We start from the raw sequence: 26,626 nt of genomic DNA on the forward strand, positions 1-26,626 counted from the left end.
CGGGGAGGGGCAGGACGGGGGAGCCGGTCCGTACGGGGGCAGGGCGAGCGGCGCTCGGCCCGCCCGTTCGGGTCGCGGTCGCGCTAGCCGCACTGTTCCCCGTACGTCAGACACCGGGAGCCCCCCTCGGAGGACAGCCAGAGGAGACCGCCCGCCATGACCGCCAGCAGGAGGACGAAGGCCGCCAGGAGGCCCCACAGCCACGTGTGACCAGGGGTGGCGGCGGGCGTGGACGGAGTCCCGGAAGTGCGGCCGGGCTCGGATTCGGGACGGGGAGCGGGCCTGGAGGCGGAACCGGGAGCGTTCATGACCCCATCCCACGCGAAAGGCCGACGTCGCACAGCCGCCCGGGTACTCAGATCCCGGACGGCACGTACTCAGACGCGGTCGGCTCCCGTCGCCACCGGTCGCGTCCTACTTCTTGCCGCCGCCCAGCACCTGCCCCAGCAGGTCTCCCAGACCGCCACCGGGCCGCCCCGCTCCGCCCGGAGCCGCACCGGCCGTCGGGGTGCCGGGATTCCCGCGCTGCGTGGCCCGCTTGGTCAGTACGGCGACCACCACCGGCAGCGCGATCTCGATCGCGCGGGTGACGCCCGCCACCGGAAGGCCGGTCTTCTTCGCCACCGCGTTGGCGACCGGCCTGGCGAGCTTGCCGAGCACACCGGCCATCATGCCGCCGCCGAGCAGCCCGCCCATGCCGCCGCCGAGCGTGGCGACGCCCTGGAGCGGCGGTTCGGCCGCCTCGGCGAACGCGGCCTTCACCTCTTCGGCCTCCTCCGGAGTGGCGCTCTCCGCCTTCTGGGCGAGACCGCCCGCGAAGGCGTCGGCCGTCGAGGCGACGACGTTCTGCGCACCCGCCGCGTCCGTGCCGAGCACGCCGGCGATCTCGGCGAGCTTGTCGTCGCCCAGCTCGTTGAGCACTTCCTGCTGGAAGGAGTCGTTGTTCATGCCGGAAACGCTACGTCCGTGCCCACATGTCGGCACCTTCTGAGCGCTTCCCGCGCGGCCAGAACTTTCTCGTTCCGCCGTACAACCCTTCCGCCCCTTGGCGGGTCATACGTGGCATCAGGGCTTCCGGGGGAGGGGATCCGGGGGGATACGCGGAAGCCCGTGTAGGGGGAGGGGACGCTGGGGGGCCCGGTCGACGGACCGGGTCCTTTGGCTTTTCCGGTGCGGCGGTGGTTACGGAGCGAAACCTGACGCGGGCCCCGTCAAGTCCGACGGGGCCCGGGTGCTGCTGCGGTTCAGGCGGCGAACCGTCCTTCGTTCAGTGCGCGGACGAACGAGGCCCAGCCGGCCGGAGGGAAGACGAGAGCGGGCCCGTGCGGGGCCTTGCTGTCGCGGACGGGTACGTCGCCGTAGCCCCGGGCCACTTCCAGGCACTCGCCCTGGACTCCGCTGCTGTAGCTGGACTTGTACCAGCCGGTGAGGGCGGTGGTGTCGGAGACGGTGCGTTTGCTGCTGACCATGCTCATGCCCATCAGGTGGTGGGGTGGTCGTCCTTCACGGCGGTGACGAAGGATGCCCAGGAGGCGGCGGTGAAGCGGAGGGCGGGGCCGTTCGCGGACTTGCTGTCCCGTACGGGTACGTTGCCGTAACCGCGAGCGACTTCCAGGCATTCACCCTGTTCGCCACTGCTGTAGCTGGACTTGTACCAGCCCGTGAGGACAGATGAGTCGGGGAAGGCGGTGTGCTCACTGCTGTTCATTTTCGAATTCCTCTGCTGCCGTCCGAATGAGGGTCAGTGATTCCTTCTGGGGCAATGCCTCGCTGAGTACAAGATCGTAGGCCGTACGGCACGCCGTAACCAGGGTCGGGTCGTCCAACAGACGACCGGTCTTGACGGCCTCCACGTATCCCACCGGTGCGCAGTCCTCGAACTCCATGAGGGTGAGCAGGCCCTCTAGCAATGCGTGAGCACCCACCCCGTACGGCAGTACGTGCAACCGCAGTCGGCCCTCCTCTGCCATGTCCGCGACCTTGTGCAGTTGCTCGGCCATGACGAGTGCCCCCCCGATCTTGCGCCGGATGACGGCCTCGTCGAGGAGGGCCCATACAACCGGCTTCGAGGGGGCGTTCAGAATCTGGGCGCGGCTTGTTCGGATGACGACTGCTTGGTCAAGTTCTTCAGGAGTGTGGTTGGGCCGGTACGCACGGAACAGGGCTCGTGCGTAGCTCGGTGTCTGGAGGATGCCGGGCACCAAGGTCAGCGCGAAGAGCTTGATGAGGGTGGCCAGTTTCTCCAGATCCGCCACCGGGTCGAAGTGCTGGACGTACTTCGTCTCAAGGTCCTCCCGCCACCGTTCGAAGAACCCGTCCGTACCCAGCGCCCGGTCGACCCGCCGGGCATCGTCGGAGCTGGGCAACCGACGCCCCGACTCGTAATGACTGATCAGCGTCGGGGAACACACGACCATTTCGCCCAGGGCCTCCTGGGTCAACCCGGCCGCCACCCGACGGAGTTTGAGCTCCTCGCCGTACTTCTCCCGTGGTGACTTCGGCTTGTCCTTCTTGTCCACTGCCTCAACTCCCGGACCTGACGCCGACCTTGTCAAGCTCTGACCCCTAGCAGCGTAGAAGAGGCCGCCGCACGCTGTGAGTGATTCGCCACAGAACGTGTTCCCCGCACGTCGGGGACGTAGGGAAAGGCCGCCATGAAGCACCTCCTCGCCCGCCTCCTCGGGCGACTGCGCCGCCCGCAACCGCAGCGGCACCCCAAGGGGCAAACCCAGCCCCAGCCGCAGACCCGGCCGGAGCGCCAGCCGTACCAGCACCCGTACCAGCACCCGCAGCCGCTCCCGCCGCCGTCCGTCCCGGAGTGCTGCTGCCCCGAGCCGCCGCTCCCGCAGCCGCCCGTGTACGCGTACGCCTTCCCGTACTCCTGCCCGTACGTCGGCGGGCCGAGCGGCGCGGCGGGCAACGGCGTCGACGACTCCCGCGAGCCGGGGCCCGTCCGGTGAGCGGCTCCTGGCGGCTGCTGCCGTGGACCGGTGACGGGGGCAAGCCCTGTTACGTGCACACCGACGACGCCCTGGGCCCCGTCTCCCGCGTCGCGGACACCATCGAAAGCATCCAGCTCGGCATGGCGGGCGACCTCCTCCGGCACGCCGAAGACATGCTCGTCGAGCGACGCGTCACCCAGGCCGAGCTGCGCTTCCTGGCGGGCCGGCTGTCCGAGTCGCTCCGTGACGTCGTGCGGGTCGCCGAGAGCAGAGGGGCGCGCACGGCGCCGCCTCCTCGCGGCGACGGTCACTCGTAGGGCGCGTCACGGAAGTAAGCGGAGGCGCCTTGTAGGGGTTTTCGCTTCCATGGCCGCACACGGAAGCTCGTACGACCTGGAGGTGGGCGCCATGTCCATGAGCGCAAGCGAAGCAAGGACAGCCCTGTTCCGTCTGATCGAGCGGGTCAACACGGACCACGGTCCCGTCCGGATCACCTCCCGGGCGGGCGACGCCGTACTCATGTCCGCCGCCGACTACGACTCCTGGCAGGAGACCGTCCACCTGCTCCGCTCCCCGGCGAACGCCCAGCGCCTCATGGAGGCTGTGGCGCGGGACCGTGAAGGATCCCCTGCGGCCACCGCAAGCGGGTGAGACCGTTGTCCACAGCCCGCCCCCGCTGTCACACCTCGGCGGTACGGTCGGATCATGACCAGTACAGGGGGTGGGGCAGCGCCCGGCGCAGCGGCGGGTGGGGCGGTGCTCGAAGGGGTCCTGGAGCGGATCACCTACGCCAACGAGGAGACCGGGTACACGGTCGGCCGGGTGGACACCGGGCGCGGGTCCGGGACGGGTGACCTGCTGACCGTCGTCGGCGCGCTGCTCGGCGCGCAGCCGGGGGAGTCGCTGCGGATGGAGGGCCGTTGGGGCTCCCACGCGCAGTACGGCAAGCAGTTCCACGTGGACAACTACACGACCGTGCTGCCCGCCACCATCCAGGGCATCAGGCGCTACCTCGGTTCCGGGCTGATCAAGGGGATCGGCCCGGTGATGGCCGACCGGATCACCACCCACTTCGGCGTCGACACCCTCGACGTCATCGAGCAGGAGCCGAAGCGTCTCGTCGAGGTGCCGGGGCTCGGGCCCAAGCGGACGAAGATGATCGCCGCCGCCTGGGAGGAGCAGAAGGCGATCAAGGAGGTGATGGTGTTCCTCCAGGGGGTGGGGGTCTCCACCTCCATCGCCGTGCGGATCTACAAGAAGTACGGGGACGCCTCGATCTCCGTCGTGAAGAACGAGCCGTACCGCCTCGCGGCCGACGTCTGGGGCATCGGCTTCCTCACCGCCGACCGCATCGCGCAGGCCGTCGGCATCCCGCACGACAGCCCGGACCGGGTGAAGGCGGGGCTCCAGTACGCGCTGTCGCAGTCCACCGACCAGGGCCACTGCTTCCTCCCCGAGGAGCAGCTGATCAGCGACGCGGTGAAGCTCCTCCAGGTGGACACCGGGCTGGTCATCGACTGCCTGGCCGAGCTGGCGGAGGACCCGGAGGGCGTCGTACGGGAGAAGGTGCCCGGTCCCGAGGGGCCGAACGGCGAGCCCGTCACCGCCGTGTACCTCGTTCCGTTCCACCGGGCCGAACTCTCGCTGGCCGGTCAGGTGTTGCGGCTGCTGCGCACCGACGAGGACCGGATGCCCGCCTTCCGGGACGTGGAGTGGGGGAAGGCGCTCGGCTGGCTCGCGCAGCGGACCGGGGCGTCCCTCGCCCCCGAGCAGGAGGCCGCGGTCAAGCTGGCGCTGACGGAGAAGGTGGCGGTGCTGACGGGCGGGCCCGGCTGCGGAAAGTCGTTCACCGTGCGGTCCGTGGTCGAGCTGGCGCGGGCGAAGAAGGCGAAGGTGGTGCTGGCCGCGCCGACCGGGCGGGCGGCCAAGCGGCTGTCCGAGCTGACCGGGGCGGACGCGTCCACCGTCCACCGGCTGCTGGAGCTGAGGCCCGGTGGAGACGCGGCGTACGACAGGGACCGGCCGCTGGACGCCGACCTCGTGGTGGTCGACGAGGCGTCGATGCTGGACCTGCTGCTCGCCAACAAGCTGGTGAAGGCGGTGGCGCCCGGCGCCCACCTCCTCCTGGTGGGGGACGTGGACCAGCTGCCCTCCGTCGGGGCGGGGGAGGTGCTGCGGGACCTGCTCGCCGACGGCGGGCCCGTACCGCACGTGCGGCTGACGCAGATCTTCCGGCAGGCGCAGAAGTCCGGGGTGGTGACCAACGCCCACCGGATCAACTCCGGCACCCACCCGATCACCCAGGGGCTGAGCGACTTCTTCCTCTTCGTGGAGGACGAAACCGAGGAGGCGGGACGGCTGACGGTCGACGTGGCGGCCCGCCGCATCCCGCAGAAGTTCGGCCTGAACCCGCGGACGGACGTGCAGGTGCTGGCCCCCATGCACCGTGGCCCGGCCGGCGCGGGGAACCTCAACGGACTGCTGCAACAGGCCATCACCCCGGCCCGCCCCGATCTGCCGGAGAAGCGGTTCGGCGGGCGGACCTTCCGGGTCGGCGACAAGGTCACCCAGATCCGCAACAACTACGACAAGGGCGAGAACGGCGTCTTCAACGGCACCGTGGGGGTGGTCACCGCCCTCGACCCCGTCGAGCAGACGCTCACCGTGCGGACCGACGAGGACGAGGAGGTCCCGTACGACTTCGACGAGCTCGACGAGCTGGCGCACGCGTACGCCGTCACCATCCACCGCTCCCAGGGGAGTGAATATCTGGCCGTGGTGATCCCGGTCACCACGGGCGCCTGGATGATGCTCCAGCGGAACCTGCTCTACACGGCCGTCACCCGGGCGAAGAAGCTCGTCGTGCTCGTGGGGTCGCGCAAGGCCATCGGACAGGCGGTACGCACCGTTTCGGCAGGCCGGCGGTGCACCGCGCTCGCGCACCGGCTCGCGGGCACAACCCACGTCCCGCAGCCCCGGCAACCGGGCGGCGGCCATCGGTGGGAAACATCACCTGGGGGTTCCGGAACCGGGGCGAAGGGGGCAGGATGAGCAGGTTGGCGGCACTCAGTGCCGCGAATGGGCCTGATGGCCGACCCCGAGTGCACTCTGCTGAGCCAAGTGGGGGATGGTAGAGACAGTCAGGGCACCTCGAAGAAGAGGCACTACGTCGGTGAGGGATGACGTGAGCGAGAGCGACAACTCTGTAGTACTGCGGTACGGCGATGGCGAGTACACCTACCCGGTGATCGACAGCACCGTCGGCGACACGGGCTTCGACATCGGGAAGCTCCGGGCCCAGACCGGTCTGGTGACCCTCGATAGCGGATACGGCAACACAGCCGCCTACAAGTCCGCCATCACCTACCTCGACGGCGAGCAGGGCATCCTGCGCTACCGCGGGTACCCCATTGAGCAGCTGGCCGAGCAGAGCAGTTTCCTGGAGACCGCCTACCTGCTGATCAACGGCGAGCTGCCGAAGGACGACGAACTGTCGGACTTCCGGAACGAGATCACCCAGCACACGCTGCTGCACGAAGACGTCAAGCGGTTCTTCGACGGCTTCCCGCGCGACGCGCACCCGATGGCGATGCTGTCCTCGGTCGTCTCGGCGCTGTCCACGTTCTACCAGGACAGCCACAACCCGTTCGACGAGCAGCAGCGCCACCTGTCGACGATCCGTCTGCTGGCGAAGCTGCCGACGATCGCGGCGTACGCGTACAAGAAGTCCATCGGGCACCCCTTCGTCTACCCCCGCAACGACCTGGGGTACGTCGAGAACTTCCTGCGCATGACCTTCTCGGTCCCCGCGCAGGAGTACGTGCCGGACCCGGTCGTCGTCTCCGCGCTGGAGAAGCTGCTCATCCTGCACGCGGACCACGAGCAGAACTGCTCCACCTCCACCGTGCGCCTGGTCGGTTCCTCGCAGGCGAACATGTTCGCCTCGATCTCCGCCGGCATCAGCGCCCTGTGGGGCCCGCTGCACGGCGGCGCCAACGCGTCCGTCCTGGAGATGCTCGAAGCGATCCAGGCCGACGGCGGCGACGTCGACGCCTTCATCCAGAAGGTGAAGAACAAGGAGGACGGCGTCCGCCTGATGGGCTTCGGCCACCGGGTGTACAAGTCCTTCGACCCCCGCGCGAAGATCATCAAGGCGGCGGCGCACGACGTCCTCTCGGCGCTCGGCAAGTCCGACGAGCTGCTGGACATCGCGCTGAAGCTGGAGGAGCACGCGCTCTCCGACGACTACTTCGTCTCGCGCAACCTCTACCCGAACGTCGACTTCTACACGGGTCTGATCTACCGGGCGATGGGCTTCCCCACCGACATGTTCACCGTGCTCTTCGCGATCGGCCGGCTTCCCGGCTGGATCGCCCAGTGGCACGAGATGATCAAGGAGCCGGGTTCGCGCATCGGCCGCCCGCGCCAGATCTACACGGGCGAGGTCCTTCGCGACTTCGTGCCGGTCGAGGGCCGCTGACCTTTCGTCACGGTTCCTGAGCGCAGCGAAAAGCGCCCCGCCGTCGATCCCCCCACGGGTCGACGATACGGGGCGCTTCTCTGTTTCCCCGGTTCGGATTCCCCCCACGGGATCCCTACCGGGCGTCTGCCGGCTTTCGCCGCCAGAGGTCTGTGTGCCTACTCGCGCAACGCTCGAACTGCTCCTGCGGTTCCCGTTCCGCGCGGTCCGCCGGGACGCGTACCGAACGGGAGGGCCGCTCAAAGCTCCCCGCCGTACGTGTCCCGGCCCACGCCTGCCCGGGACGTCCCCCAAGACGCCCCGCACGCGAACGTCCCCCAAGACGTTCTTGGCATCGCTTCCTAGACTCACGACCCCCGCCGATGGTTACCCCCCGAGTGAAGTGATCTGCATCACTCGATACGGGTTCCCGGCGGCGGTGTCCGTGCGCTTGTTCAGATGTTCTCGCGGTTGCTCGTGTACATCATGTGAAGGTACGTAGCCTCAGGCTGTTTGTCACTACGAAGACGGACGAAAAAGCCATCGCGAATCCGGCGATCATCGGGTTGAGCAGCCCGGCGGCGGCCAGCGGCAGCGCGGCGACGTTGTAGCCGAAGGCCCAGAAGAGGTTGCCCTTGATGGTGGCCAGGGTGCGCCGGGCGAGCCGGATCGCGTCCGCCGCCGCCCGCAGGTCCCCGCGCACCAGTGTCAGGTCCCCGGCCTCGATCGCCGCGTCCGTGCCGGTGCCCATCGCGAGGCCCAGGTCGGCGGTGGCGAGGGCCGCCGCGTCGTTCACCCCGTCGCCGACCATCGCGACCGTACGGCCCGCTCCCTGGAGCCGGGCGATCGTGGCCGCCTTGTCCTCGGGCCGCACCTCCGCGTGCACCTCGGCCGCGTCGATGCCGACCTCGGCGGCGACGGCGCGGGCGACCGCGTGGTTGTCGCCGGTCAGCAGTACGGGGGTGAGGCCGAGCGCACGCAGCCGGCGCACCGCCTCCGCGCTGGTGGCCTTCACGGTGTCCGCGACGGCGAGCACCCCGCGCGCCTCGCCGTCCCAGGCGACCGCGACGGCCGTGCGGCCGGACGCCTCGGCGGCGGCCTTGGCGTCCGCGAGGTCGCGGGGCAGCTCCACGGCCCGGTCGGTCAGGAACTTCTCCTGCCCCACCAGCACCCGGCGTCCCTCCACGGTCCCCTGCACGCCCAGTCCCGGGACGTTCGCGAAGTCGGTCACGGCCGGAAGCCCCGCGTCGCCCTCCGCCTTTGCCGCTGCCGCCGCCACCGCCCGCGCGATCGGGTGCTCCGACGCGTCCTCCAGTGCCCCGGCCAGCCGCAGCAGCAGGGCCCGGTCCGTTCCCGGGGCGGTGACCACGTCCGTCAGCGCCATGCGGCCCGTCGTCACCGTGCCCGTCTTGTCGAGCACGACGGTGTCCACGCGGCGCGTCGACTCCAGCACCTCGGGCCCCCTGATCAGGATGCCGAGCTGGGCGCCCCGCCCGGTGCCGACCATCAGCGCGGTCGGCGTCGCCAGCCCCAGGGCGCACGGGCAGGCGATGATCAGCACGGCGACGGCGGCCGTGAAGGCGGCGGTCACGTCGTCCGTGGCCAGCAGCCACCCCACCAGCGTCCCGAGCGCGATGAGCAGCACCGCGGGCACGAACACGGCCGAGATCCGGTCGGCGAGGCGCTGCACCTGGGCCTTGCCGTTCTGGGCGTCCTCCACCAGCCGTGCCATCCGCGCGAGCTGGGTGTCCGCGCCGACGCGGGTCGCCTCGACGACGATCCGGCCGCCCGCGTTCACGGTCGCCCCGGTGACCGGGTCGCCCGGCCCGACGTCCACCGGCACCGACTCGCCGGTCAGCATGGACGCGTCCACGGCGGACGCGCCCTCCACGACGGTGCCGTCCGTGGCGACCTTCTCCCCTGGCCGTACGACGAACCGGTCGCCCACCCCCAGCTCCCGCACCGCGATGCGGGCTTCCCGGCCGCCGCGCAGCACCGTCACGTCCTTGGCGCCCAGGACCATCAGCGCCCGCAGCGCGGCCCCCGCCTGCCGCTTGGAGCGGGCCTCCAGCCAGCGGCCGAGCAGGAGGAAGACCGTGACCCCGGCGGCGACTTCGAGGTAGACCGCGGCGGCGTCGTCGGCCCGGCCCGCCGTCAGGGAGAAGCCGTGCCGCATGCCGGGCATCCCCGCCCCGCCGAGGAACAGCGCCCACAGCGACCAGCCGAAGGCGGCGAGGGTGCCCACCGAGACGAGGGTGTCCATGGTGGCCGCGCCGTGCCGCAGGTTGGTCCAGGCGGCCCGATGGAAGGGCAGCGCACCCCACACGACGACCGGCGCGGCCAGAGTCAGGGACAGCCACTGCCAGTTGTCGAACTGGAGGGCGGGGACCATCGACAGGAGGATCACGGGGGCGGCGAGCACGGCGCAGACGGTCAGCCGCTGCCGCAGCGTGTCCGGCTCCGCGGCGGCGGGCTCCCCGGCGGGCGTCTCGTCCGGCGCGGGGGCGGCGGGTCCGGCGGCCGTGTACCCCGTCCTCTCGACGGTCGCGACGAGGTCCGCGACGGCGACCTTCCCCGAGTCGTAGGCCACCCGCGCCTTCTCGGTCGCGTAGTTGACGGTGGCGGCGACGCCCTCCATCCGGTTCAGCTTCTTCTCGACGCGGGCGGCGCAGGAGGCGCAGGTCATCCCGCCGATGGCCAGCTCCACGTGCCCCTCCAGGACGGGCGGTGCCGAGGGGGCGGGCACTTGCTCAGGGGTCGCGCTGTTCATCGTGGGCTCCAGGGAAACGGGCCGGGCCGTACCCGCACCAGTATGGGCAACCGGCGGATACGGCCCGGGAACTGCGGGTCGGGGCGGATCAGGCGATGCCGACCAACTCGTATCCCGCCTCGTCGACGGCGGCCCGTACCGCCTCCTCGTCCAGCGGGGCGGCGGAGACGACGGTCACCCGCCCGGTCGCGGCGACGGCCTCGACCGAGCCGACCCCGGCGATCTCGGAGATCTCGGCGGAGACGGCGCCCTCGCAGTGCCCGCACGTCATGCCCTTCACCTCGTAGACGGTGGTGAAGGAGCCCACCTGCACCTCGGCCGCGCCGTCCGTCCCGCAGGAGCCGGAGGGCGAGCAGCAGGAGCCGGCGGGCCGGGCGGGCTCGCCGGCGGGGTTCTTGGTCTCGGCGGTCATGTCGTGTGCTCCTCTTCGACGGCGTACACAGGTGTCGTGGCGCCCGGGGAGGGGTGCGGTCGGGCCGCGGGGCCCCCGGGACGCTCAAGACTATACCCCTAGGGGGTACCAGTGGGGATGTCGGCCCCCGACATGCCGCCCCGGTGCACCGCCCACTCCCTGGCCAGGACCGACATCAGCGTCGAGTCCACCCAGCGGCCGTCGGCCCACAGCGCCTCGCGCTCCGTGCCCTCCGCGACGAAACCGGCCTTCTCGTACGCGCGCCGGGCCCGCGGGTTGAAGTCGTAGACGCCGAGGGAGACCCGGTTTAGGCCGAGCTGCTCGAAGGCGTACGCGACGATCAGACGGCATGCCTCGGTGCCCAGGCCCCGGTTGCGTCCGGCGGGGCCGAGCAGCGTCCGGAAGTTGCAGCTCCGGTTGGCCGGGTCCCAGTCGTTGAGGACCACCTCGCCCACGCACGCACCGGTTTCGCGGTCGACGACGGCCAGGTCGACCCGGTCGGCCTGCGCGTTGCGGGACAGGTACCAGGCGCGGGTGGCGGCCTCGTCGAACTCCTCGGACGCGGAGCCGGTGAGCCGCAGCACCTCCGGGTCCCGGAGTGCGTCCAGCATCGCGGGAACGTCGCCCTCGGCGAAAGGACGCAGCAGGACACGGGAGCCGGTGAGCACGGGCTTGACGGACAGATCGGCGGGAGAGGGCGGGGATGCGGGCGTTCCGGTGGTCGGGATCATCCGGTGATCCTCGGCGGCGGGGGTCGCGTACCGCAAACGGGTTGCCGGGGTGGACGGCGAGGGGCCCCGCGCCGCGGCCGGAGTGCGGCCGGGTGCGGGGCCCGAGGGGCGGGGGGAGTCAGCCGTTGCGGCCTCTGTTGCCGGGCCGGGACGCCACCCAGGTGCGGACGGTGTCCGCGTACCAGTACGGCTTGCCGCCCTCCACGTGGTCCGGTGGCGGGAGCAGCCCGTGCTTGCGGTACGAGCGCACGGTGTCCGGCTGCACCTGGATGTGCGCGGCGATCTCCTTGTACGACCAGAGCTTGTGGTCCGTCATGTGTGCACCTCCCCGCGAAGACCGCAGCCACGGCCGGGGGGCCGTCGGGGGAGCTGCGGCGTTCGCTGGCGATCACTGAGCCTCTGCCCCGTGAACGACGCCCGGTGACCGGGGGGCCGGGGCTGTCGTGTGCCTGTGACGGAAGGGCCGCGTAATGGCGACAAGCGTGACGGGAGGGATACGACCGTGACGGAAGTGGTGCGGGAGTAGGGCGGGACACGCAGCCCGTACCGGGTCGATGTGTTCGGTCCGGACCGCTTTTGGGTGTAATGCACCCGGTGATCGCTTTGCCTGCTCTTTACCTGCGAGACGTGGCGCGCGTAGTGGCTCGGAGGCGCGTCGCGCACCCGGTCGCCGACCCGGCTGTGCGCCCCGCCGGCCCGGCTGTGTGTCCCGCTGTGCCGCGGTGCTGCGCCTCGCTGTGCCGCGGTGCTGCGTCCCGCCGTCCCACCGTGCCGCTGTGCCGCTGTGCCGCTGTCCCGCTGTCCCGCTGTCCCGCTGTGCTGTCGTCCTACGCCCCGCAGGACCGCAGGAACTGCCGGGTCCGCCGGGCGATCGGCAGCGGCTGTTCCGGCGGGCACGGGTACATGTCCTGCTCCACGATCGCGAAGAGGTCCACCCCGAGGGACTGCGCCGCCTCCAGCACGGGCCCCAGCGCCGGCACCCCGCGCGGCGGCTCGCACATCACGCCCATGCCCACGGCGGGCCCGAACGGCAGCCCCCGCTCGTGCACCTGGGCCAGTACCGCCGGGTCGACCTGCTTGAGGTGCAGGTATCCGATCCGCTCCCCGTACGTCTCGACGAGCCGGACGCTGTCGCCGCCGCAGTAGGCGTAGTGCCCGGTGTCCAGGCAGAGCGACACCAGGTCGGGGTCGGTCGAGTCGAGGAGGCGTACGACGTTCTCCTCGCCGTCGACGTGGGTGTCGGCGTGGGGATGGAGGACGACCCGCAGCCCGTACTCCTCGCGGACCCGGCGCGACAGCCGCTCCGTGCGGTCGGCGAGGGTGCGCCACTGTGCCGGGGAGAGGGTGCTGTCCTCCAGCACCCGGCCCGTCCGGTCGTCCCGCCAGAACGCCGGGATCATGACCAGGTGCCCGGCCCCCACGGCCTGCGCGTGCCCGGCCACCTCCGCGACGTGCGCCCAGGCGGCCTCCCAGGTGCCGGGCTCGTCCCGGTGCAGTGCGGTGAAGACCGTCCCGGCCGACACCCGCAGGCCCCGGTCGGAGAGTTCGGCGCGCAGACGGTGCGGGTCGGAGGGCAGATAGCCGTACGGTCCCAGCTCGATCCACTCGTATCCGGCGGCGGCGACCTCGTCGAGGAAGACCTGCCAGGGCACCTGTTTCGGGTCGTCGGCGAACCACACCCCCCACGAGTCGGGGGCGGAACCGATCCTGATGCGCGTCAGCTGTCCGTCGGCGGCCATGGGGGCAGCCTTTCCGCGGGCGGCGAAGGGTGTCAAGGCAGCCGCGGCGGCAACGAGTCAGTATGTCCGGACAAACCATTGACAGCTTTCCGGGTCCGCGGATAGAGGTAGGGAACCGCCGCGGTCCGCCGACGAGGGGGCTCCATGCAGGACGCGTACGACGCGCACGGGCACGACGCGTACGACCTGATCGTGATGGGGCGCCTCGGGGTGGACCTCTACCCGCTGCGGGCGGGCGTGCCGCTGGACCGGGTGGAGACCTTCGGGAGGTTCCTCGGCGGGTCGGCGGCGAACGTGGCGGTCGCGGCGGCCCGGCTCGGCGGGCGGACCGCGCTCGTCTCCCGTACCGGCGCGGACCCCTTCGGGGCGTACCTGCGCAGGGAACTGCGGGACTTCGGTGTGGACGCGCGATGGGTGACGCAGGTCGCGGAGTACGCCACCCCGCTCACCTTCTGCGAGATCTTCCCGCCGGACGACTTTCCCCTCCACTTCTACCGGCGGCCGAAGGCGCCCGACCTGGAGATCCGCCCCGGCGAACAGGACCTCGACGCGATCGCCGCCGCCCGGATCTTCTGGGCGACGGGCACCGGCCTGTGCGCCCTGCCCAGCAGGGACGCGACGCTGGAGGCGCTGACGGCCCGCCGGGGCGGGCGGCACACGGTCTTCGACCTGGACTGGCGGCCGGCCTTCTGGGAGGGCTCCGGGACGGACCTGCCCCGCCGCCTCTACGTGGAGGCGCTGCGCCGCGCCACCGTCGCCGTCGGCAACGTCGAGGAGTGCGAGATCGCCACGGGTGAACGGGAACCCCACGCCGCGGCACGCGCGTTGCTCGGGTACGGGGTCGAGCTCGCGGTGGTCAAGCAGGGAGCGGAGGGAGTGCTGGCCGTCCACAGGGACGGGACCACGGCCGAGGTGCCGCCGTTGCCCGTGGCGGTCCTCAACGGGCTCGGAGCGGGCGACGCGTTCGGCGGCGCGCTCTGCCACGGGCTGCTGGCCGGCTGGGACCTGCCGCGGACGATCCGCTGGGCGAACGCGGCGGGAGCCATCGTCGCGAGCCGACTGGCGTGCTCCTCGGCGATGCCGTACGCAGAGGAGATCGAGCGGGTTCTGACGGGTGACCTGCGAACGGGTGAATCGCGGGCGGGTGCCTTGCGGGCGGGCGGCTCGCAGACGGGCGACTCGCGGACGGGCGGCTCGCGGACGGGCGGCTCGCGGACGGACGGCGGCTGCTGACGGCGGCTTCGGACGGGCGGGATCGGGAAGGCATTCGACGCCGGGGCGGTTCCGGGCGGGCGACACCCGAACGGGCGGTTCCGGACGCACGGTTTCCGACGGAAGGGCGGGCCAGACCTCATGACGCACCTCCACGAGACGGCGGGGAGCACGGCGCACGGTCCGTACGCCGTGGATCTCGGGCCGCGGCGGGCCGACCGCCTGCGGCACACGGCACTGCGCGTGCTGGAACTGCCACCCGGCGGCTCGCACCACCTGTCCGCCGGCGAGTACGAGTGGATCGTGCTCCCCCTCGCCGGGGGGTGCAGCGTCCTGGTGGACGGCCTGGTCCTCGAACTCCGTGGCCGGCCCGGCGTGTTCGACGCGGTCACCGACTTCGGTTACGTCCCGCGGGACGCCCACGCGCAGATCGCCTCCGCCGCGGGGGGCCGCTTCGCCCTGGCAGGAGCGAAGTGCGAGCGGCGGCTCCCCGCCCGCTACGGCCCCGCGCCGGAGGTTCCCGTCGAGCGCCGGGGGAGTGGGCAGACGGAGCGCGAGGTGCGCAACTTCGCCGCCGCGGACGTCTTCGAGTGCGACCGGCTGATCGCCGTCGAGGTGATCACACCCGGCGGGAACTGGTCCTCGTACCCGCCGCACAAGCACGACCAGTACGTACCGGGCGAGGAGTCGGAGCTGGAGGAGATCTACCACTACGAGATCGCCGGGGGGCCGGGCGGTGTCGGGTACCAGCGGGTCGCCCCCTCACGGGAGGGCGGGGCGGACCTGCTCGCCGAGGTCCGTTCCGGCGACACGGTGCTGGTGCCGGACGGGTGGCACGGGCCGTCGATCGCGGCTCCGGGACACACCATGTACTACCTGAACGTCATGGCGGGCCCCGACCCCCACCGCGAATGGAACATCCGCTTCCACCCCCACCACCAAGCACCCCCCACCTGACCCCCCACCCCTCCCGAGGAGGACCCGTGCCCCCCTCACCTCCCACCCGCCGCCTCACCACCGCCCAAGCCCTCCTCACCTTCCTCGCCCATCAGCACACCGAGCACCACGGCATCCGCCACCGCCTGATCACCGCCACCTGGGGCATCTTCGGCCACGGCAACGTGGCGGGCCTCGGCCAGGCCCTCACCGAGTGCCGCACCAGCCCCGCCCCCGGCCGCCTCCCCGGCCCCGGCATCCCGGGCCACACGCCCGACTCCCGCACGAGCACCTCCACCCCACCCGGGACCCCCGCCGCAGCCACGCCCGCCCCGGCCGCGGCCCCGACCCCCGCCCCCGGCACCATGCCCTTCCTCCAGGGCCGCAACGAGCAGGCCATGGTGCACGCCGCCACCGCCTACGCCCGCCAGTCACGCCGCCTCTCCGCCCACGCCGTCACCACCTCCATCGGCCCCGGCGCCACCAACCTCGTCACCGGCGCGGCGCTCGCCACCGTCAACCGCCTGCCGGTCCTCCTCCTGCCGGGCGACGGCTTCGCCGCGCGCCCCGCCGACCCCGTCCTCCAGCAGCTCGAAGTCCCGTACGCGGGCGACGTCTCCGTCAACGACTGCCTGCGGCCCGTGTCCAGGTACTTCGACCGCATCACCCGTCCCGAGGCCCTCGTACCGGCCGCCCTCGCCGCGATGCGCGTCCTCGCCGACCCCGCGGAGACCGGTGCCGTGACCCTCGCACTGCCGCAGGACGTACAGGTGCAGGCGTACGACTGGCCGGAGGAGTTCTTCGCGGACCGGGTGTGGCGGGTGCGCTCCCAGGAGCCGGACCAACGCGAGCTGTTCGACGCGGTGCGGGCGATCAGGAGCGCCCGCCGCCCCCTCCTCGTCGCGGGGGGCGGCGTCCACCACAGCGGCGCCGAGAGTGCCCTCGCGCACTTCGCCGACCGCACCGGCATCCCCGTCGCCTCCACCCAGTCGGGCAAGGGCTCCCTCCCGTACGACCACCCCGCCGACCTCGGCGGCATCGGCCACACCGGCACCGCCGCGGCGAACCGGGTGGCCCGCACCGCGGACCTGGTGATCGGCGTCGGCACCCGGTGGACCGACTTCACCACCGCCTCCCGCACCCTCTTCCAGAACCCCGGAGTCCGCTTCCTCAACCTCAACGTCACCGGCGCCGACGCCCACAAGATGGGCGGCCTCGCCCTGGTGGGGGACGCCGGCCGCAGCCTCCTGGCGCTGACCACCGCCCTCCGGGACCGTACGGACGACCACGAGGACGGCCCCGGCGCGTACCGCGTCGACCCCGCCCACGAGGCCGAGTACCGCGCCGCGAAGGAGGGTTGGGAGCGGCGGGTCACCGCCGCGTACGCCGCGCCCGACGAGAAGGCCCGCCCCACCCAGGCCCAGGTCCTCGGCGTACTCGACACCCTGGTCACCGACGAGGACATCCTGATCAACGCCGCCGGGTCCCTGCCCGGCGACCTCCACAAGCTGTGGCGCACCCGCGCCGCCGACCAATACCACGTCGAGTACGGCTATTCCTGCATGGGTTACGAGATCCCGGCCGCCGTCGGCGTCCAGCTCGCCGCGCCGGGACGGCCCGTCTGGGCGCTCGTCGGCGACGGGACGTACCTCATGAACCCGACCGAGATCGTGACCGCCGTGCAGGAGCGGCTGCCGATCAAGGTGGTGATCCTGGACAACCACGGGTATGCCTCCATCGGCGGGCTCTCCGAGGCCGTCGGCGGCGAGCGGTTCGGTACGGACTACCGCTTCCGCGCCCCGGACGGTTCGTACACGGGAGAGCCCCTGCCGCTCGACCTGGCAGCCAACGCCGCCTCGCTCGGCATGCGCACCCTGCGCGCCCGTACCGTCGCTGACCTGCGGGAAGCCCTCAAGGAGGCACGGGAGAGCACCGTGCCCACATGTGTCTACGTCGAGACCGAAACGCCCGACACAGTGTCGGGCCCCCCGCCGGCGGACGCGTGGTGGGATGTTCCCGTGGCCGAGACCGCGACCCGCCCGTCGGCGGCTTGGGCACGCGAGGAGTACGACCGGCAGGTCGCAGCCCGACGCCACCACCTTTGAAGGAGTGCAGTTCATGAAGACCGTCAACCACTGGATCGGTGGCAGGACCGTCGAGGGTGCGTCGGGCGACTGGGGCCCCGTCACCGACCCGGCCACCGGCGCCGCCGACACCCGTGTCGCCCTCGCCTCCGTGGCCGAGGTCGACGCGGCCGTCGCCGCCGCGAAGGACGCCTTCGCGACGTGGGGCACGTCCTCCCTCTCCACTCGCACCTCGATCCTCTTCCGCTACCGCGCGCTCCTCGACGCGCACCGCGACGAGATCGCCGCCCTGATCACCTCCGAGCACGGCAAGGTGCACTCGGACGCGCTGGGCGAGGTGGCGCGTGGCCTGGAGATCGTCGAGCTGGCGTGCGGCATCACCACGCAGCTCAAGGGCGAGCTGTCCACCCAGGTATCCCACCGGGTGGACGTCTCCTCGATCCGTCAGGCGCTCGGCGTCGTCGCGGGCATCACGCCGTTCAACTTCCCGGCGATGGTGCCGATGTGGATGTTCCCGATCGCCATCGCGTGCGGCAACACCTTCGTGCTGAAGCCCTCCGAGAAGGACCCCTCCACCTCGCTGCGGCTCGCCGAGCTCGCCACCGAGGCCGGTCTCCCCGACGGCGTGCTGAACGTCGTCAACGGTGACAAGGTCGCCGTCGACCGCCTGCTGGAGCACCCGGACGTCGCCGCCGTCTCCTTCGTGGGCTCGACCCCGATCGCCCGCCACATCTACGTGACCGCCACGGCCAACGGCAAGCGCGTCCAGGCCCTCGGCGGCGCCAAGAACCACATGCTGGTCCTCCCGGACGCCGACCTCGACGCCGCCGCCGACGCCGCCGTGTCCGCCGCGTACGGTTCGGCCGGCGAGCGCTGCATGGCGATCTCGGCGGTCGTGGCCGTCGGGTCCGTCGGCGACGCACTCGTCTCGAAGATCGTCGAGCGCGCGCAGAAGATCAAGATCGGTCCGGGCAACGACCCGGCGTCCGAGATGGGCCCGCTGATCACCGCCGCCCACCGCGACAAGGTCGCCTCCTACGTCACGGGCGCCGCCGCCCAGGGCTCCAAGGTCGTCCTCGACGGCACCGGCTACACCGTCGAGGGCCACGAGAACGGCCACTGGATCGGCCTGTCCCTCCTGGACCACGTCCCGACGGACTCCGACGCCTACCGTGACGAGATCTTCGGCCCGGTCCTGTGCGTGCTGCGCGTCGACACGTACGAGGAGGGCGTTGCCCTCATGAACGCGTCCCCGTTCGGCAACGGCACCGCGATCTTCACCCGCGACGGCGGCGCGGCCCGCCGCTTCCAGCTGGAGATCGAGGCCGGCATGGTCGGCGTCAACGTCCCCATCCCGGTCCCGGTCGGCTACCACTCGTTCGGCGGGTGGAAGGACAGCCTCTTCGGCGACCACCACATCTACGGCACCGACGGCATCCACTTCTACACCCGCGGCAAGGTCACCACCACCCGCTGGCCGGACCCGGCCGACACCCCCACGGGCGTGGACCTCGGTTTCCCGACGTCTCGTTAATGCCCGACGCCTGACCCGCAGCTCGATCACTTACCCCCTGGGCGACCTGACCAGGGGGTTTCTGCTGTCACCCCAGGTGTGGGGCCGACCGTTCCTCGGTCGCGTGCTGCAATCTGAGCCGCTGCGTGTGGTGCATGTCCAACCCCGCAAGGTCATCGGGAGAGACCCAGCGAAGCTCTGTCGACTCGTCCGAAATGCTGAGGGTCCCGCCGACGATTCGGGCCCGGAAGCACACGTTGAACTGTCGGCGTACCTCCCCGTCCGTGTACGCGATGACGTGCCGGGGGTCCGTGTACGTCCCGACCAGTCCCGTGATCTCCACATCGAGGCCGGTCTCTTCCCTCACCTCGCGCACCGCAGCGCCGGGCAAGCTGTCGGTCATCTCCATGCCGCCACCGGGAAGAGCCCACTTCCCCGAGTCGGACCGCCGCTGTAGCAGGATGTGCCCCTGGTCATCGGTCACCACCGCCGATGCAGCCACCACCAGACTGTTCGGCTCGGGCGCTTGAGGGTCGTCGTAGAACTCAGTCCGTGCCATCCGCCGTGACCTCCCTACCGGTGTCCCACACTGCTTGGAAACTGTCCGCGTACCCGTCGAACATCCGGCCACCCTTCGCGCGGCGTAGGTGCCACACCGGGGCCGCGTAGGCGTTCAGGCCCCATACGTGGGCGTTGACCAACACCTGATCATCAACCCGGTACAAGCTGTTGTAGAGGGTCGTCCCGTGTGTCCGCAGCTCCACCCCGGGTACGCCGACAAGCGGCCGGTAGTGCATGAGCGCCAACCGGCAGCGGGATTCGATCCCGTGCCCGTACCGCTCCTCAAGACCGCGGGCCTTGACGTTCTCGCGGTCCGGGTCCCCGATGCAGATACGCACCCTGCACCCCGTCCCCGCTTTCTCCCGCAGCGAGTCGCTCAACCGGGGATACGCCTCATGCAGGAAGATGGCCGCGTACACCAACACGTCGATACGCTCGCGCGCCGAACCAAGCAGGTCCACAAACACCGACACCGGTAGGTCGGCCCGCTGCTCGTACAACGCCACCAGTTCCGGCGAGACGGCCCGCGCGGTTCGTGCCTGACGCAGGGCAGGCCAGAGGGCGTGTACGTCCTCCTGGAGCACCTCAGCGGCTCGCACCGCTGTTCGCTGCCTGGGGACTCTGCCCAGGTTCACCCAGCGCTCAACCGACTTGGGATCGATGCCGACTTCCAAGGCCAAGGTGGCGTGAGTCCACCCGCCCGCCGTCATGGTCGCGCGTAGCCGTTCGTTGCCTGGCACAGGGACGTTGTAGCACCCGCGGGACGTCCCCAAATGGGAAACGTGCGAGGTTCCTCCGTCCCAGCGATCCAGGAAGCATGGATGTCACCAGGAAGACGACACCATGACGGCGGGGCGAGCGATGCACTGGAACAGCCGGACGGGGAGAGAGCCGACTACCTACACGCTGCACATACCGTTGCTTGAGCTGACCCCTGTTCCAGGGTGCAAGGAGTGCCTACGCATGTGCGTCTCCCGGGACAATCGCCGATCGGTCGGGGATTACAGCGGCGTGACTGACGCGAACGTATCGCTACGGGACCATCAGCGTGCAAAGCACCGACCGTGAGCGCCCCACTCCGCAGCTCCCTCCGTCCAGCCCCGATGGGCAAGGGCTTCTGCGGCTTCTGCACCGGCTTTGGCCGGGTGTGGTGCGACACCTGTTACGGCTTCACCGGGTGCGAACGGTGCAAGTTCACGTACAGGCTGCCCTGCCCCTGTTGTGTGGGCGGGGACGCCGAACGCATCAACTGGTCATGACGACGACCTGAGCGCCGGACGTGCGGGACGGTTTTCGACATGGGCCCCGTGATGCGGTGAAGGAAGCACCGTCACGCTTCCTGTTCACCCCACCAGTCCCGGCGGCTGGTGGGGTTTTTCCATGCTGCGGGATCGGGCCTCCGGTAGCCGTCCGCCACATCCGACCCACGTCCCTGACTACGTTCGGAGTGACGCCCGCCCTCAGGCTCAGTCACCGGCTCAAGGGGAGGAGGCCCTGAAACAAGCGCAGACCGCACGCAGGGCAGAGTCCGACAAGGGTGCGTGGACTTCACCGGCCGGACGCTCCGAAAAGGTCACGCCGAACCCGCCCCTCCCCGTCGCGTCCCGCCCCGGAGACCTCACCCTCCGGCGCGGGCCGCGGCGCGTTCCCGTCGGGGCAGGCCGTGTCACGCGTGCCGGTACACGGCCCCCGGTTGCAGTTTCCGCGGGGCGAACAGCCGCTCCAGCGACACCAGTCGGAAGCCCCGTTCCCGCAGGCCGTCCACGATCGCCGGGAGGGCGGTGGCCGTCCCTTCGTGGAGGTCGTTCAGCTGGATGATCCCGCCCGGTTTCGCGGTCCCGAGGACGCGGTCCGCGATCAGCCGCGGGTCGTGCTCCCGCCGGTCCGCGGTCGTCGAGTTCCACAGGATCTGGGCGAGCCCGAGTTCCTCGCTGAGTGCTGCCACGTTCCCGTCGGTCCGGCCCTGCGGCGGGCGCACCAGGGTCGGCGACCTGCCCGTCAGTTGGGCGAGGACGTCCTGCGTCTGCGCCAGTTGCCGCCGTGCCTCCTCGGGCGGCACCTCGTTCAGCCGCGGACCGGTCCACGAGTGGTTGCCGACCTCGTGGCCCTCCGCCGCCATCCGCCGCACCAGGTCCGGGTGCTCGTGCACCGGTCCCTTGCCGAGCAGGAAGAACGCCGCCGGTACGTGCCTGTCCTCCAGGACGTCCAGCAGCGCGCCGGTGGACGGGCCGGGGCCGCCGTCGAAGGTAAGCGCCACGCAGCTGGCCGTCCGGCAGTCGACGGGGCCGCCGTCCGGGCCGTTCGCGATGCCGGTCAGCAGGGCGGCGGCGATCAGTGCGCAGAGGGCGATGAGGGAACGGCGGCGTTTCGTCACCGCACACCGGTTCCAGCGGCGGGCGTCCGCGCAAACGACGCGCCGCCGCAGGTCACCCGGTCAGCCCGTCAATGCGACGCTGACGCTCCGTCACCTCGTCAGGGCGTGCCGTACGTGCCGACGACGACCGTCGCCCCCAGCTCCTCGTCCGTCGCCACCCGGGCGGCCAGGCCGCCCCGTACCATCACCGCGGCCGTACGGTCCGCCTGCCGCTCGCTCGTCTCCACGAGCAGGCTCCCGCCGGGCGCCAGCCAGCGCGCGGCCCCGGCCGTCACCCGACGCTGCACGTCGAGCCCGTCGGCCCCGCCGTCCAGGGCGACCAGCGGCTCGTACTCCCGCGCCTCGGACGGCAGCAGGGCGATGTCGTCCGTCGGCACGTAGGGGGCGTTGGCCACCAGGACGTCGACGCGCCCCCGCAGGCCGGCCGGCAACGGGGCGTACAGGTCCCCCTCGTACACACAACCGCCCACCGCCGCCACGTTCCGCCGGGCGCAGCGCACCGCCGCCGACTCCACGTCGGCGGCGTGCACCTCGGCGTCCGCGACCTCCGCGCCCAGCACCGCGGCCACCGCTCCCGACCCGCAGCACAGATCGAGCACCACCGGCCCGTCGAGGGCGGCGGCGAGGTTCACGGCGGTACGGGCGAGGAACGCGGTGCGCGGCCGGGGAACGAAAACCCCCGCGTCGACGGCGATCCGCCGGCCGCAGAACTCCGCCCAGCCCAGCACGTGTTCCAGCGGCAGCCCGGCCACACGGCGCCGCACCATGGCGGCCAGCTCGCGGTCCGTACGGGCGGTGGCGAACAGCAACCGCGCCTCGTCCTCCGCGAACACACACCCGGCGCCGCGGAGCCGGCCGACGACGAGGTCGGGGGAGAGGGCGGAGGGGAAAGCGGGGGAAACAGCCAAGGACAGCGACATCAGAGAGCCTTTCGGTACGACCGAGGGCGCTCTCCGGATCCGTGACGACTACGGAAGAGCCGTACGACCGTGAGGCGAGAGCACCCGACCTGCGACAGCGGTAATGGGTCCCACCTCCTTGGTCCGGGCCCGCACGCACTGCGGGCACCCGTCGCCCGCACGCGCGGCGGACGATCCGGAAAGACCATACCCGAGCAGGTCAGACCCGTACAGGGGCCCGAACAGCCGTCAGGCCGCGCGCCGGAGACGGACGATTGCCGAGGTGTGCGGGAGCTTCCGGCACGTCGGCGTACAGCGGCTGCGGTACGGCGGGCAGTGCGCCTACTCCCCTGGGAGGGCACCGGTTCCCCCGGGCGGCAGCCCGGACGCGCGGGCGGCACGCATAGGGTCGGAGCATGGAGAATCCCCTTCGCCGACGGCCGCGCCCGCACCTGCGCGGGCGACGGCTCGCCGCCGTGATCGCGGCGCTCGCCGTGCTGGTGGGCGGGGGTGTCTGGGCCGGTGTCGCCGCCGCCTCGGACGGCCCGGCCCCCGTGCACAGGTCCGACCGGATGCTGTCGATGCCCGGTGCGCGCATCGACACCTCGTACTTCGTCGGCGACGACGGCAGTGGCGGGAACACGCGCAGGCCCGCCGTCCTCATCGGGCACGGCTTCGGCGGCAGCAAGAAGGACGTCCAGGGCCAGGCGGAGGAACTGGCCAGGAACGGATACGCCGTCCTGACCTGGTCCGCGCGCGGCTTCGGCAGGTCGGGCGGTCGCATCGGCCTCAACGACCCCGAGGGCGAGGTCAAGGACGTCTCCCGGCTGATCGACTGGCTCGCCGCGCGCGACGAGGTGGCACTCGACAAGGACGGCGACCCCCGCGTCGGCGTCACCGGCGTCAGCTACGGCGGCGCGATCTCCCTGCTGGCCGCGGGCCACGACCCGCGCGTGGACGCCATCGCCCCGCAGCTCACGTACTGGAACCTCGCCCAGGCTCTCTTCCCCGACGGGGTGTTCAAGAAGCTCTGGGCGGGGATCTTCGTCACCACCGGCGGCGGCTGCGCCCGCTTCGAGCCGGAACTGTGCGAGCTGTACGAACGGGTGGCGGTCTCGGGCAAGCCCGACGACGCCGCCCGCACCACCCTCGAAGAGCGCAGCCCGTCCGCCGTGGCGGACCGGATCAAGGTGCCCGCGCTCATCGTGCAGGGCCAGAGCGACTCCCTCTTCCCGCTCGACCAGGCCGACCGGATGGCGCGCGCGATCAGCGGCAACGGCGCGCCCGTGGCCGTCGACTGGGTGAGCGGCGGCCACGACGGCGGCGACCAGGAGGCCGCCCGCGTCCACACCCGTATCACCTCCTGGTTCGACCGCCACCTCAAGAAGGACGAGGCGGCCGACACCGGCCCCGGCTTCCGGGTCACCCGTACCGGAGGAGTCGACTCCACCAACGGCGCCGCCAGCCTGCGCGGCGCCGCCGCCGACCGCTACCCGGGCCTGCGCGGCGACGTGCGCGCCGTCCCCCTCACCGGCCGCCGAGGACCCACGCAGACCTTCGCCAATCCCGCCGGCGCCAACCCGCCCGCCATCTCCTCCGTACCCGGCGTGGGGGCCCTCTCGCAGTTCTCCGGGCTCGGCCTGGGTGTCTCCCTCGACTTCCCCGGCCAGTACGCGCAGTACGACTCCGCGCCCCTCGACACCGGAGTGCAGGTCACCGGATCCCCGACCGTCAAGGTGACGGTCAAGGCCGACCGCGACGACATGGTGCTCTTCGCCAAGGTCTACGACGCGAGCGCCAACGGCCGCCAGATCCTGCCGCACCAACTCGTCACCCCCGTACGGATCACCGGCGCCAAGGCGGGCCGCACCGTCGAACTGACGCTGCCCGCCATCGACCACAAGTTCCAGGCCGGGCACCGGATGCGGCTGCTGCTCACCGCCACCGATCTCGGCTACGCGTCCCCGGCCGAACCCGCGAAGTACTCCGTCACCCTGGACGGCGGCGGCCTCGGCGTGCCCACCGCCCCGCAGCTGACCACCGCCTCGGCCGGGCTCGCCTGGTGGGTGTGGGGACTGCCCCTGGCCTCCGCCCTGGTCGCCGCGGCACTGCTCCTCAGCGCCCGCCGCCGCACCTCCGCGCCCGCCCCCGACCCCGCACTGGCCGAGGTCCCCCTCCAGATCACCTCGCTGAGCAAGCGGTACGGAAAGTCCGGCGACCGGTTCGCCGTCCGCGACCTCTCCTTCCGCGTCGAGAAGGGCCAGGTCCTCGGCCTGCTCGGCCCCAACGGCGCGGGCAAGACCACCACCCTGCGCATGCTGATGGGACTCATCTCGCCCGACGGCGGCGAGATCCGCGTGTTCGGCCACGCCATCCGCCCCGGCGCGCCCGTCCTCTCCCGGGTCGGTGCCTTCGTCGAGGGCGCGGGCTTCCTCCCGCACCTCTCCGGCCGCGCCAACCTCGACCTGTACTGGCAGGCCACCGGGCGCCCCGCGGCGGACGCGCACATCGACGAGGCCCTGGAGATCGCCGGACTCGGCGACGCCCTCCAGCGCGCCGTACGGACGTACTCCCAGGGCATGCGCCAGCGCCTGGCCATCGCGCAGGCCATGCTCGGCATGCCGGACCTGCTGATCCTCGACGAGCCGACCAACGGCCTCGACCCGCCCCAGATCCGCGAGATGCGCGACGTGATGATCCGGTACGCGGCCGGCGGACGCACCGTCATCGTCTCCAGTCACCTCCTGTCCGAGGTCGAACAGTCCTGCACCGACCTGGTCGTCATGGACCGCGGCAAGCTCGTCCAGGCCGGTCCCGTCGCCGAGATCATCGGCTCCGGCGACACCCTGCTCGTCACCGTCGAAGGCGAGGTCTCCGAAGCCCTCGTCGACAAGGTGACCGCACTGCCCGGCATCGGGACGGCGGTACGCGCCGAGGGCGGCCTCCTGGTACGGCTCGACGGGGCGCGACCCGCCGAACTCGTCGCCGAACTGGTGCGCATGGACGTGCCGTTGACCGGTGTGGGACCGCACCGCCGCCTGGAGGACGCGTTCCTCACCCTGATCGGAGGCCCGGCATGAGCAGCACCGTCGACACGGACACGGCCCGCGCGCACCGCGCGGGCACGGACACCGCACCGGGCTACCGTCCCGGCCGGACCCTGCCGCTGCTCGTCGAGGCCAGGCGGCAGTGGAAACGCCGCCGCACCATGGTCATGGCGATCATCCTGGGCGCACTGCCCTTCGTGCTGATCGCCGCCTTCGCCATCGGCGGCACCCCCTCCGAACGCGGCAGCGGCAGCAACAACCGCATCAACCTGATGGACACGGCAACCGCCTCCGGCGCGAACTTCGCCGCGACCTGCCTCTTCGTCTCGGCCGGGTTCCTGCTGATCATCCCGGTGGCCCTGTTCTGCGGCGACACCGTCGCCTCCGAGGCCAACTGGGCGTCCCTGCGCTACCTGCTCGCCGCCCCCGTGCCCCGCGCACGGCTGCTGTGGAGCAAACTGGCGGTGGCCCTCGCCTTCAGCCTGGCGGCGATGGTGCTGCTGCCGCTCGTGGCGCTGGCGGCGGGCACGGCGGCGTACGGCTGGGGGCCGCTGGAACTGCCGACCGGCGGCGCGCTCGCGGCCTCGGCGGCCGTCCCGCGCATCGCGCTGGTCGTCGCGTACCTCTTCGTCTCCCAACTGGTCACCGCGGCCCTCGCGTTCTGGCTCTCCACGAAGACGGACGCGCCGCTGGGCGCGGTCGGCGGAGCGGTCGGGCTCACCATCGTCGGGAACGTGCTGGACGCCGTCACGGCCCTCGGCTCGTGGCGCGACTTCCTTCCCGCGCACTGGCAGTTCGCCTGGGTCGACGCCCTCCAGCCGCAACTGGAATGGGGCGGGATGGTCAAGGGCGCGGCGATCTCGGTGACCTACGCCCTGATCCTCTTCGCGCTCGCCTTCCGGGGCTTCTCCCGCAAGGACATCGTCTCCTGACACAGAAACACCGGT

General features: G+C 71.7%; 25 protein-coding genes. 11 read left to right on the forward strand and 14 right to left on the reverse strand.

The window, feature by feature from the left end:
• Positions 1-83: 83 nt before the first annotated feature.
• The 5 genes from ACQPZG_RS23040 to ACQPZG_RS23060 all read right to left on the reverse strand — a co-directional run bounded on the left by ACQPZG_RS23040 (position 84) and on the right by ACQPZG_RS23060 (position 2,519).
• Positions 84-308, reverse strand: a complete 225-nt coding sequence (locus ACQPZG_RS23040; RefSeq protein ID WP_433547628.1) for a hypothetical protein — start codon at positions 306-308, stop codon at positions 84-86.
• A 106-nt stretch (positions 309-414) separates the two neighbouring features.
• Complete coding sequence (locus ACQPZG_RS23045; protein WP_433547629.1) at positions 415-948, reverse strand: DUF937 domain-containing protein; 534 nt, start codon at positions 946-948, stop codon at positions 415-417.
• A 296-nt stretch (positions 949-1,244) separates the two neighbouring features.
• Positions 1,245-1,475 (reverse strand): DUF397 domain-containing protein, encoded by a 231-nt coding sequence (locus ACQPZG_RS23050; protein ID WP_433547630.1) that lies wholly within the window; start codon positions 1,473-1,475, stop codon positions 1,245-1,247.
• Positions 1,476-1,480: 5 nt separating this feature from the next.
• Positions 1,481-1,708 (reverse strand): DUF397 domain-containing protein, encoded by a 228-nt coding sequence (locus ACQPZG_RS23055; protein WP_433547631.1) that lies wholly within the window; start codon positions 1,706-1,708, stop codon positions 1,481-1,483.
• Positions 1,695-2,519 carry a helix-turn-helix domain-containing protein gene (locus tag ACQPZG_RS23060; RefSeq protein WP_433547632.1) on the reverse strand — a complete coding sequence of 275 codons (825 nt, stop codon included), beginning with the start codon at positions 2,517-2,519 and terminating at the stop codon, positions 1,695-1,697. The genes ACQPZG_RS23055 and ACQPZG_RS23060 overlap by 14 nt, the downstream gene beginning before the upstream one ends.
• Positions 2,520-2,654: 135 nt before the next feature.
• On the opposite strand from ACQPZG_RS23060, the gene ACQPZG_RS23065 reads away from it, so the two are divergent.
• From ACQPZG_RS23065 to ACQPZG_RS23085, 5 genes are all read left to right on the forward strand, one after another.
• Positions 2,655-2,960 (forward strand): hypothetical protein, encoded by a 306-nt coding sequence (locus tag ACQPZG_RS23065; RefSeq protein WP_433547633.1) that lies wholly within the window; start codon positions 2,655-2,657, stop codon positions 2,958-2,960.
• A complete protein-coding gene (locus ACQPZG_RS23070; protein WP_433547634.1) occupies positions 2,957-3,259 on the forward strand; it encodes a hypothetical protein in 303 nt (100 codons plus the stop codon). The genes ACQPZG_RS23065 and ACQPZG_RS23070 overlap by 4 nt, the downstream gene beginning before the upstream one ends.
• A gap of 91 nt (positions 3,260-3,350) precedes the next feature.
• On the forward strand, positions 3,351-3,593 hold the full coding sequence (locus ACQPZG_RS23075; protein WP_433549512.1) for a type II toxin-antitoxin system Phd/YefM family antitoxin: 243 nt from the start codon (positions 3,351-3,353) through the stop codon (positions 3,591-3,593).
• A gap of 54 nt (positions 3,594-3,647) precedes the next feature.
• A complete protein-coding gene (gene recD2 / locus ACQPZG_RS23080) occupies positions 3,648-5,993 on the forward strand; it encodes an SF1B family DNA helicase RecD2 (RefSeq protein ID WP_433547635.1) in 2,346 nt (781 codons plus the stop codon).
• Positions 5,994-6,126: 133 nt separating this feature from the next.
• On the forward strand, positions 6,127-7,422 hold the full coding sequence (locus ACQPZG_RS23085; RefSeq protein ID WP_185032036.1) for a citrate synthase: 1,296 nt from the start codon (positions 6,127-6,129) through the stop codon (positions 7,420-7,422).
• 463 nt (positions 7,423-7,885) lie between these two features.
• Here ACQPZG_RS23085 and ACQPZG_RS23090 read toward each other — a convergent pair whose 3' ends face one another.
• From ACQPZG_RS23090 to ACQPZG_RS23110, 5 genes are all read right to left on the reverse strand, one after another.
• Complete coding sequence (locus tag ACQPZG_RS23090) at positions 7,886-10,171, reverse strand: heavy metal translocating P-type ATPase (protein WP_433547636.1); 2,286 nt, start codon at positions 10,169-10,171, stop codon at positions 7,886-7,888.
• An 88-nt stretch (positions 10,172-10,259) separates the two neighbouring features.
• Positions 10,260-10,583: a heavy-metal-associated domain-containing protein gene (locus ACQPZG_RS23095; RefSeq protein ID WP_433547637.1), complete on the reverse strand. Its 324-nt coding sequence runs from the start codon at positions 10,581-10,583 to the stop codon at positions 10,260-10,262.
• Between the two features lie 98 nt (positions 10,584-10,681).
• A complete protein-coding gene (locus ACQPZG_RS23100) occupies positions 10,682-11,314 on the reverse strand; it encodes a GNAT family N-acetyltransferase (protein WP_433547638.1) in 633 nt (210 codons plus the stop codon).
• A 118-nt stretch (positions 11,315-11,432) separates the two neighbouring features.
• The gene (locus tag ACQPZG_RS23105; protein WP_433547639.1) at positions 11,433-11,630 is read right to left on the reverse strand and encodes a helix-turn-helix transcriptional regulator; all 198 of its coding nucleotides are present in this window, start codon (positions 11,628-11,630) and stop codon (positions 11,433-11,435) included.
• A 511-nt stretch (positions 11,631-12,141) separates the two neighbouring features.
• Positions 12,142-13,053: a sugar phosphate isomerase/epimerase family protein gene (locus ACQPZG_RS23110; protein WP_433547640.1), complete on the reverse strand. Its 912-nt coding sequence runs from the start codon at positions 13,051-13,053 to the stop codon at positions 12,142-12,144.
• 144 nt (positions 13,054-13,197) lie between these two features.
• Between ACQPZG_RS23110 and iolC the strand changes: the two genes are divergently transcribed.
• From iolC to ACQPZG_RS23130, 4 genes are all read left to right on the forward strand, one after another.
• Positions 13,198-14,286, forward strand: a complete 1,089-nt coding sequence (iolC, locus tag ACQPZG_RS23115) for a 5-dehydro-2-deoxygluconokinase (protein WP_433547641.1) — start codon at positions 13,198-13,200, stop codon at positions 14,284-14,286.
• A gap of 120 nt (positions 14,287-14,406) precedes the next feature.
• Positions 14,407-15,222 (forward strand): 5-deoxy-glucuronate isomerase, encoded by an 816-nt coding sequence (iolB, locus tag ACQPZG_RS23120; protein ID WP_433547642.1) that lies wholly within the window; start codon positions 14,407-14,409, stop codon positions 15,220-15,222.
• Complete coding sequence (iolD, locus tag ACQPZG_RS23125) at positions 15,177-17,306, forward strand: 3D-(3,5/4)-trihydroxycyclohexane-1,2-dione acylhydrolase (decyclizing) (protein ID WP_433547643.1); 2,130 nt, start codon at positions 15,177-15,179, stop codon at positions 17,304-17,306. Before iolB ends, iolD begins: the two co-directional genes overlap by 46 nt.
• Before the next feature lie 13 nt (positions 17,307-17,319).
• A complete protein-coding gene (locus tag ACQPZG_RS23130; protein ID WP_433547644.1) occupies positions 17,320-18,819 on the forward strand; it encodes a CoA-acylating methylmalonate-semialdehyde dehydrogenase in 1,500 nt (499 codons plus the stop codon).
• Positions 18,820-18,886: 67 nt separating this feature from the next.
• On the opposite strand, the gene ACQPZG_RS23135 is transcribed toward ACQPZG_RS23130, so the two are convergent.
• The 4 genes from ACQPZG_RS23135 to ACQPZG_RS23150 all read right to left on the reverse strand — a co-directional run bounded on the left by ACQPZG_RS23135 (position 18,887) and on the right by ACQPZG_RS23150 (position 22,653).
• The gene (locus ACQPZG_RS23135) at positions 18,887-19,357 is read right to left on the reverse strand and encodes an NUDIX hydrolase (protein WP_433547645.1); all 471 of its coding nucleotides are present in this window, start codon (positions 19,355-19,357) and stop codon (positions 18,887-18,889) included.
• Positions 19,344-20,069, reverse strand: coding sequence for a helix-turn-helix domain-containing protein (locus ACQPZG_RS23140; protein WP_433549513.1), 726 nt, complete (start codon positions 20,067-20,069; stop codon positions 19,344-19,346). Before ACQPZG_RS23140 ends, ACQPZG_RS23135 begins: the two co-directional genes overlap by 14 nt.
• Before the next feature lie 956 nt (positions 20,070-21,025).
• A complete protein-coding gene (locus ACQPZG_RS23145; RefSeq protein WP_433547646.1) occupies positions 21,026-21,733 on the reverse strand; it encodes a polysaccharide deacetylase family protein in 708 nt (235 codons plus the stop codon).
• A gap of 98 nt (positions 21,734-21,831) precedes the next feature.
• Positions 21,832-22,653 (reverse strand): putative protein N(5)-glutamine methyltransferase, encoded by an 822-nt coding sequence (locus ACQPZG_RS23150; RefSeq protein ID WP_433547647.1) that lies wholly within the window; start codon positions 22,651-22,653, stop codon positions 21,832-21,834.
• 395 nt (positions 22,654-23,048) lie between these two features.
• Between ACQPZG_RS23150 and ACQPZG_RS23155 the strand changes: the two genes are divergently transcribed.
• Complete coding sequence (locus tag ACQPZG_RS23155; protein WP_433547648.1) at positions 23,049-25,712, forward strand: alpha/beta fold hydrolase; 2,664 nt, start codon at positions 23,049-23,051, stop codon at positions 25,710-25,712.
• Positions 25,709-26,611: an ABC transporter permease gene (locus tag ACQPZG_RS23160; RefSeq protein WP_433547649.1), complete on the forward strand. Its 903-nt coding sequence runs from the start codon at positions 25,709-25,711 to the stop codon at positions 26,609-26,611. The genes ACQPZG_RS23155 and ACQPZG_RS23160 overlap by 4 nt, the downstream gene beginning before the upstream one ends.
• The last annotated feature ends 15 nt before the right edge of the window (positions 26,612-26,626 follow it).

The sequence above is a fragment of the Streptomyces sp. CA-294286 genome, from assembly GCF_050947155.1.
Lineage (GTDB): Bacteria > Actinomycetota > Actinomycetes > Streptomycetales > Streptomycetaceae > Streptomyces.

What these genes read in the sequence shown, in the direction of transcription:
- ACQPZG_RS23050 (WP_433547630.1), bottom strand. Translation starts at nt 1,475, where the DNA reads ATGAGCATGGTCAGCAGCAAACGCACCGTCTCCGACACCACCGCCCTC.
- ACQPZG_RS23135 (WP_433547645.1), bottom strand. Translation starts at nt 19,357, where the DNA reads ATGGCACGGACTGAGTTCTACGACGACCCTCAAGCGCCCGAGCCGAAC.
- iolB (WP_433547642.1), top strand. Translation starts at nt 14,407, where the DNA reads ATGACGCACCTCCACGAGACGGCGGGGAGCACGGCGCACGGTCCGTAC.
- ACQPZG_RS23140 (WP_433549513.1), bottom strand. Translation starts at nt 20,069, where the DNA reads ATGACGGCGGGCGGGTGGACTCACGCCACCTTGGCCTTGGAAGTCGGC.
- ACQPZG_RS23075 (WP_433549512.1), top strand. Translation starts at nt 3,351, where the DNA reads ATGTCCATGAGCGCAAGCGAAGCAAGGACAGCCCTGTTCCGTCTGATC.
- ACQPZG_RS23100 (WP_433547638.1), bottom strand. Translation starts at nt 11,314, where the DNA reads ATGATCCCGACCACCGGAACGCCCGCATCCCCGCCCTCTCCCGCCGAT.
- ACQPZG_RS23160 (WP_433547649.1), top strand. Translation starts at nt 25,709, where the DNA reads ATGAGCAGCACCGTCGACACGGACACGGCCCGCGCGCACCGCGCGGGC.
- iolC (WP_433547641.1), top strand. Translation starts at nt 13,198, where the DNA reads ATGCAGGACGCGTACGACGCGCACGGGCACGACGCGTACGACCTGATC.
- recD2 (WP_433547635.1), top strand. Translation starts at nt 3,648, where the DNA reads ATGACCAGTACAGGGGGTGGGGCAGCGCCCGGCGCAGCGGCGGGTGGG.
- ACQPZG_RS23040 (WP_433547628.1), bottom strand. Translation starts at nt 308, where the DNA reads ATGAACGCTCCCGGTTCCGCCTCCAGGCCCGCTCCCCGTCCCGAATCC.
- ACQPZG_RS23045 (WP_433547629.1), bottom strand. Translation starts at nt 948, where the DNA reads ATGAACAACGACTCCTTCCAGCAGGAAGTGCTCAACGAGCTGGGCGAC.
- iolD (WP_433547643.1), top strand. Translation starts at nt 15,177, where the DNA reads ATGGAACATCCGCTTCCACCCCCACCACCAAGCACCCCCCACCTGACC.
- ACQPZG_RS23130 (WP_433547644.1), top strand. Translation starts at nt 17,320, where the DNA reads ATGAAGACCGTCAACCACTGGATCGGTGGCAGGACCGTCGAGGGTGCG.
- ACQPZG_RS23110 (WP_433547640.1), bottom strand. Translation starts at nt 13,053, where the DNA reads ATGGCCGCCGACGGACAGCTGACGCGCATCAGGATCGGTTCCGCCCCC.
- ACQPZG_RS23065 (WP_433547633.1), top strand. Translation starts at nt 2,655, where the DNA reads ATGAAGCACCTCCTCGCCCGCCTCCTCGGGCGACTGCGCCGCCCGCAA.
- ACQPZG_RS23150 (WP_433547647.1), bottom strand. Translation starts at nt 22,653, where the DNA reads ATGTCGCTGTCCTTGGCTGTTTCCCCCGCTTTCCCCTCCGCCCTCTCC.
- ACQPZG_RS23105 (WP_433547639.1), bottom strand. Translation starts at nt 11,630, where the DNA reads ATGACGGACCACAAGCTCTGGTCGTACAAGGAGATCGCCGCGCACATC.
- ACQPZG_RS23055 (WP_433547631.1), bottom strand. Translation starts at nt 1,708, where the DNA reads ATGAACAGCAGTGAGCACACCGCCTTCCCCGACTCATCTGTCCTCACG.
- ACQPZG_RS23155 (WP_433547648.1), top strand. Translation starts at nt 23,049, where the DNA reads ATGGAGAATCCCCTTCGCCGACGGCCGCGCCCGCACCTGCGCGGGCGA.
- ACQPZG_RS23095 (WP_433547637.1), bottom strand. Translation starts at nt 10,583, where the DNA reads ATGACCGCCGAGACCAAGAACCCCGCCGGCGAGCCCGCCCGGCCCGCC.
- ACQPZG_RS23090 (WP_433547636.1), bottom strand. Translation starts at nt 10,171, where the DNA reads ATGAACAGCGCGACCCCTGAGCAAGTGCCCGCCCCCTCGGCACCGCCC.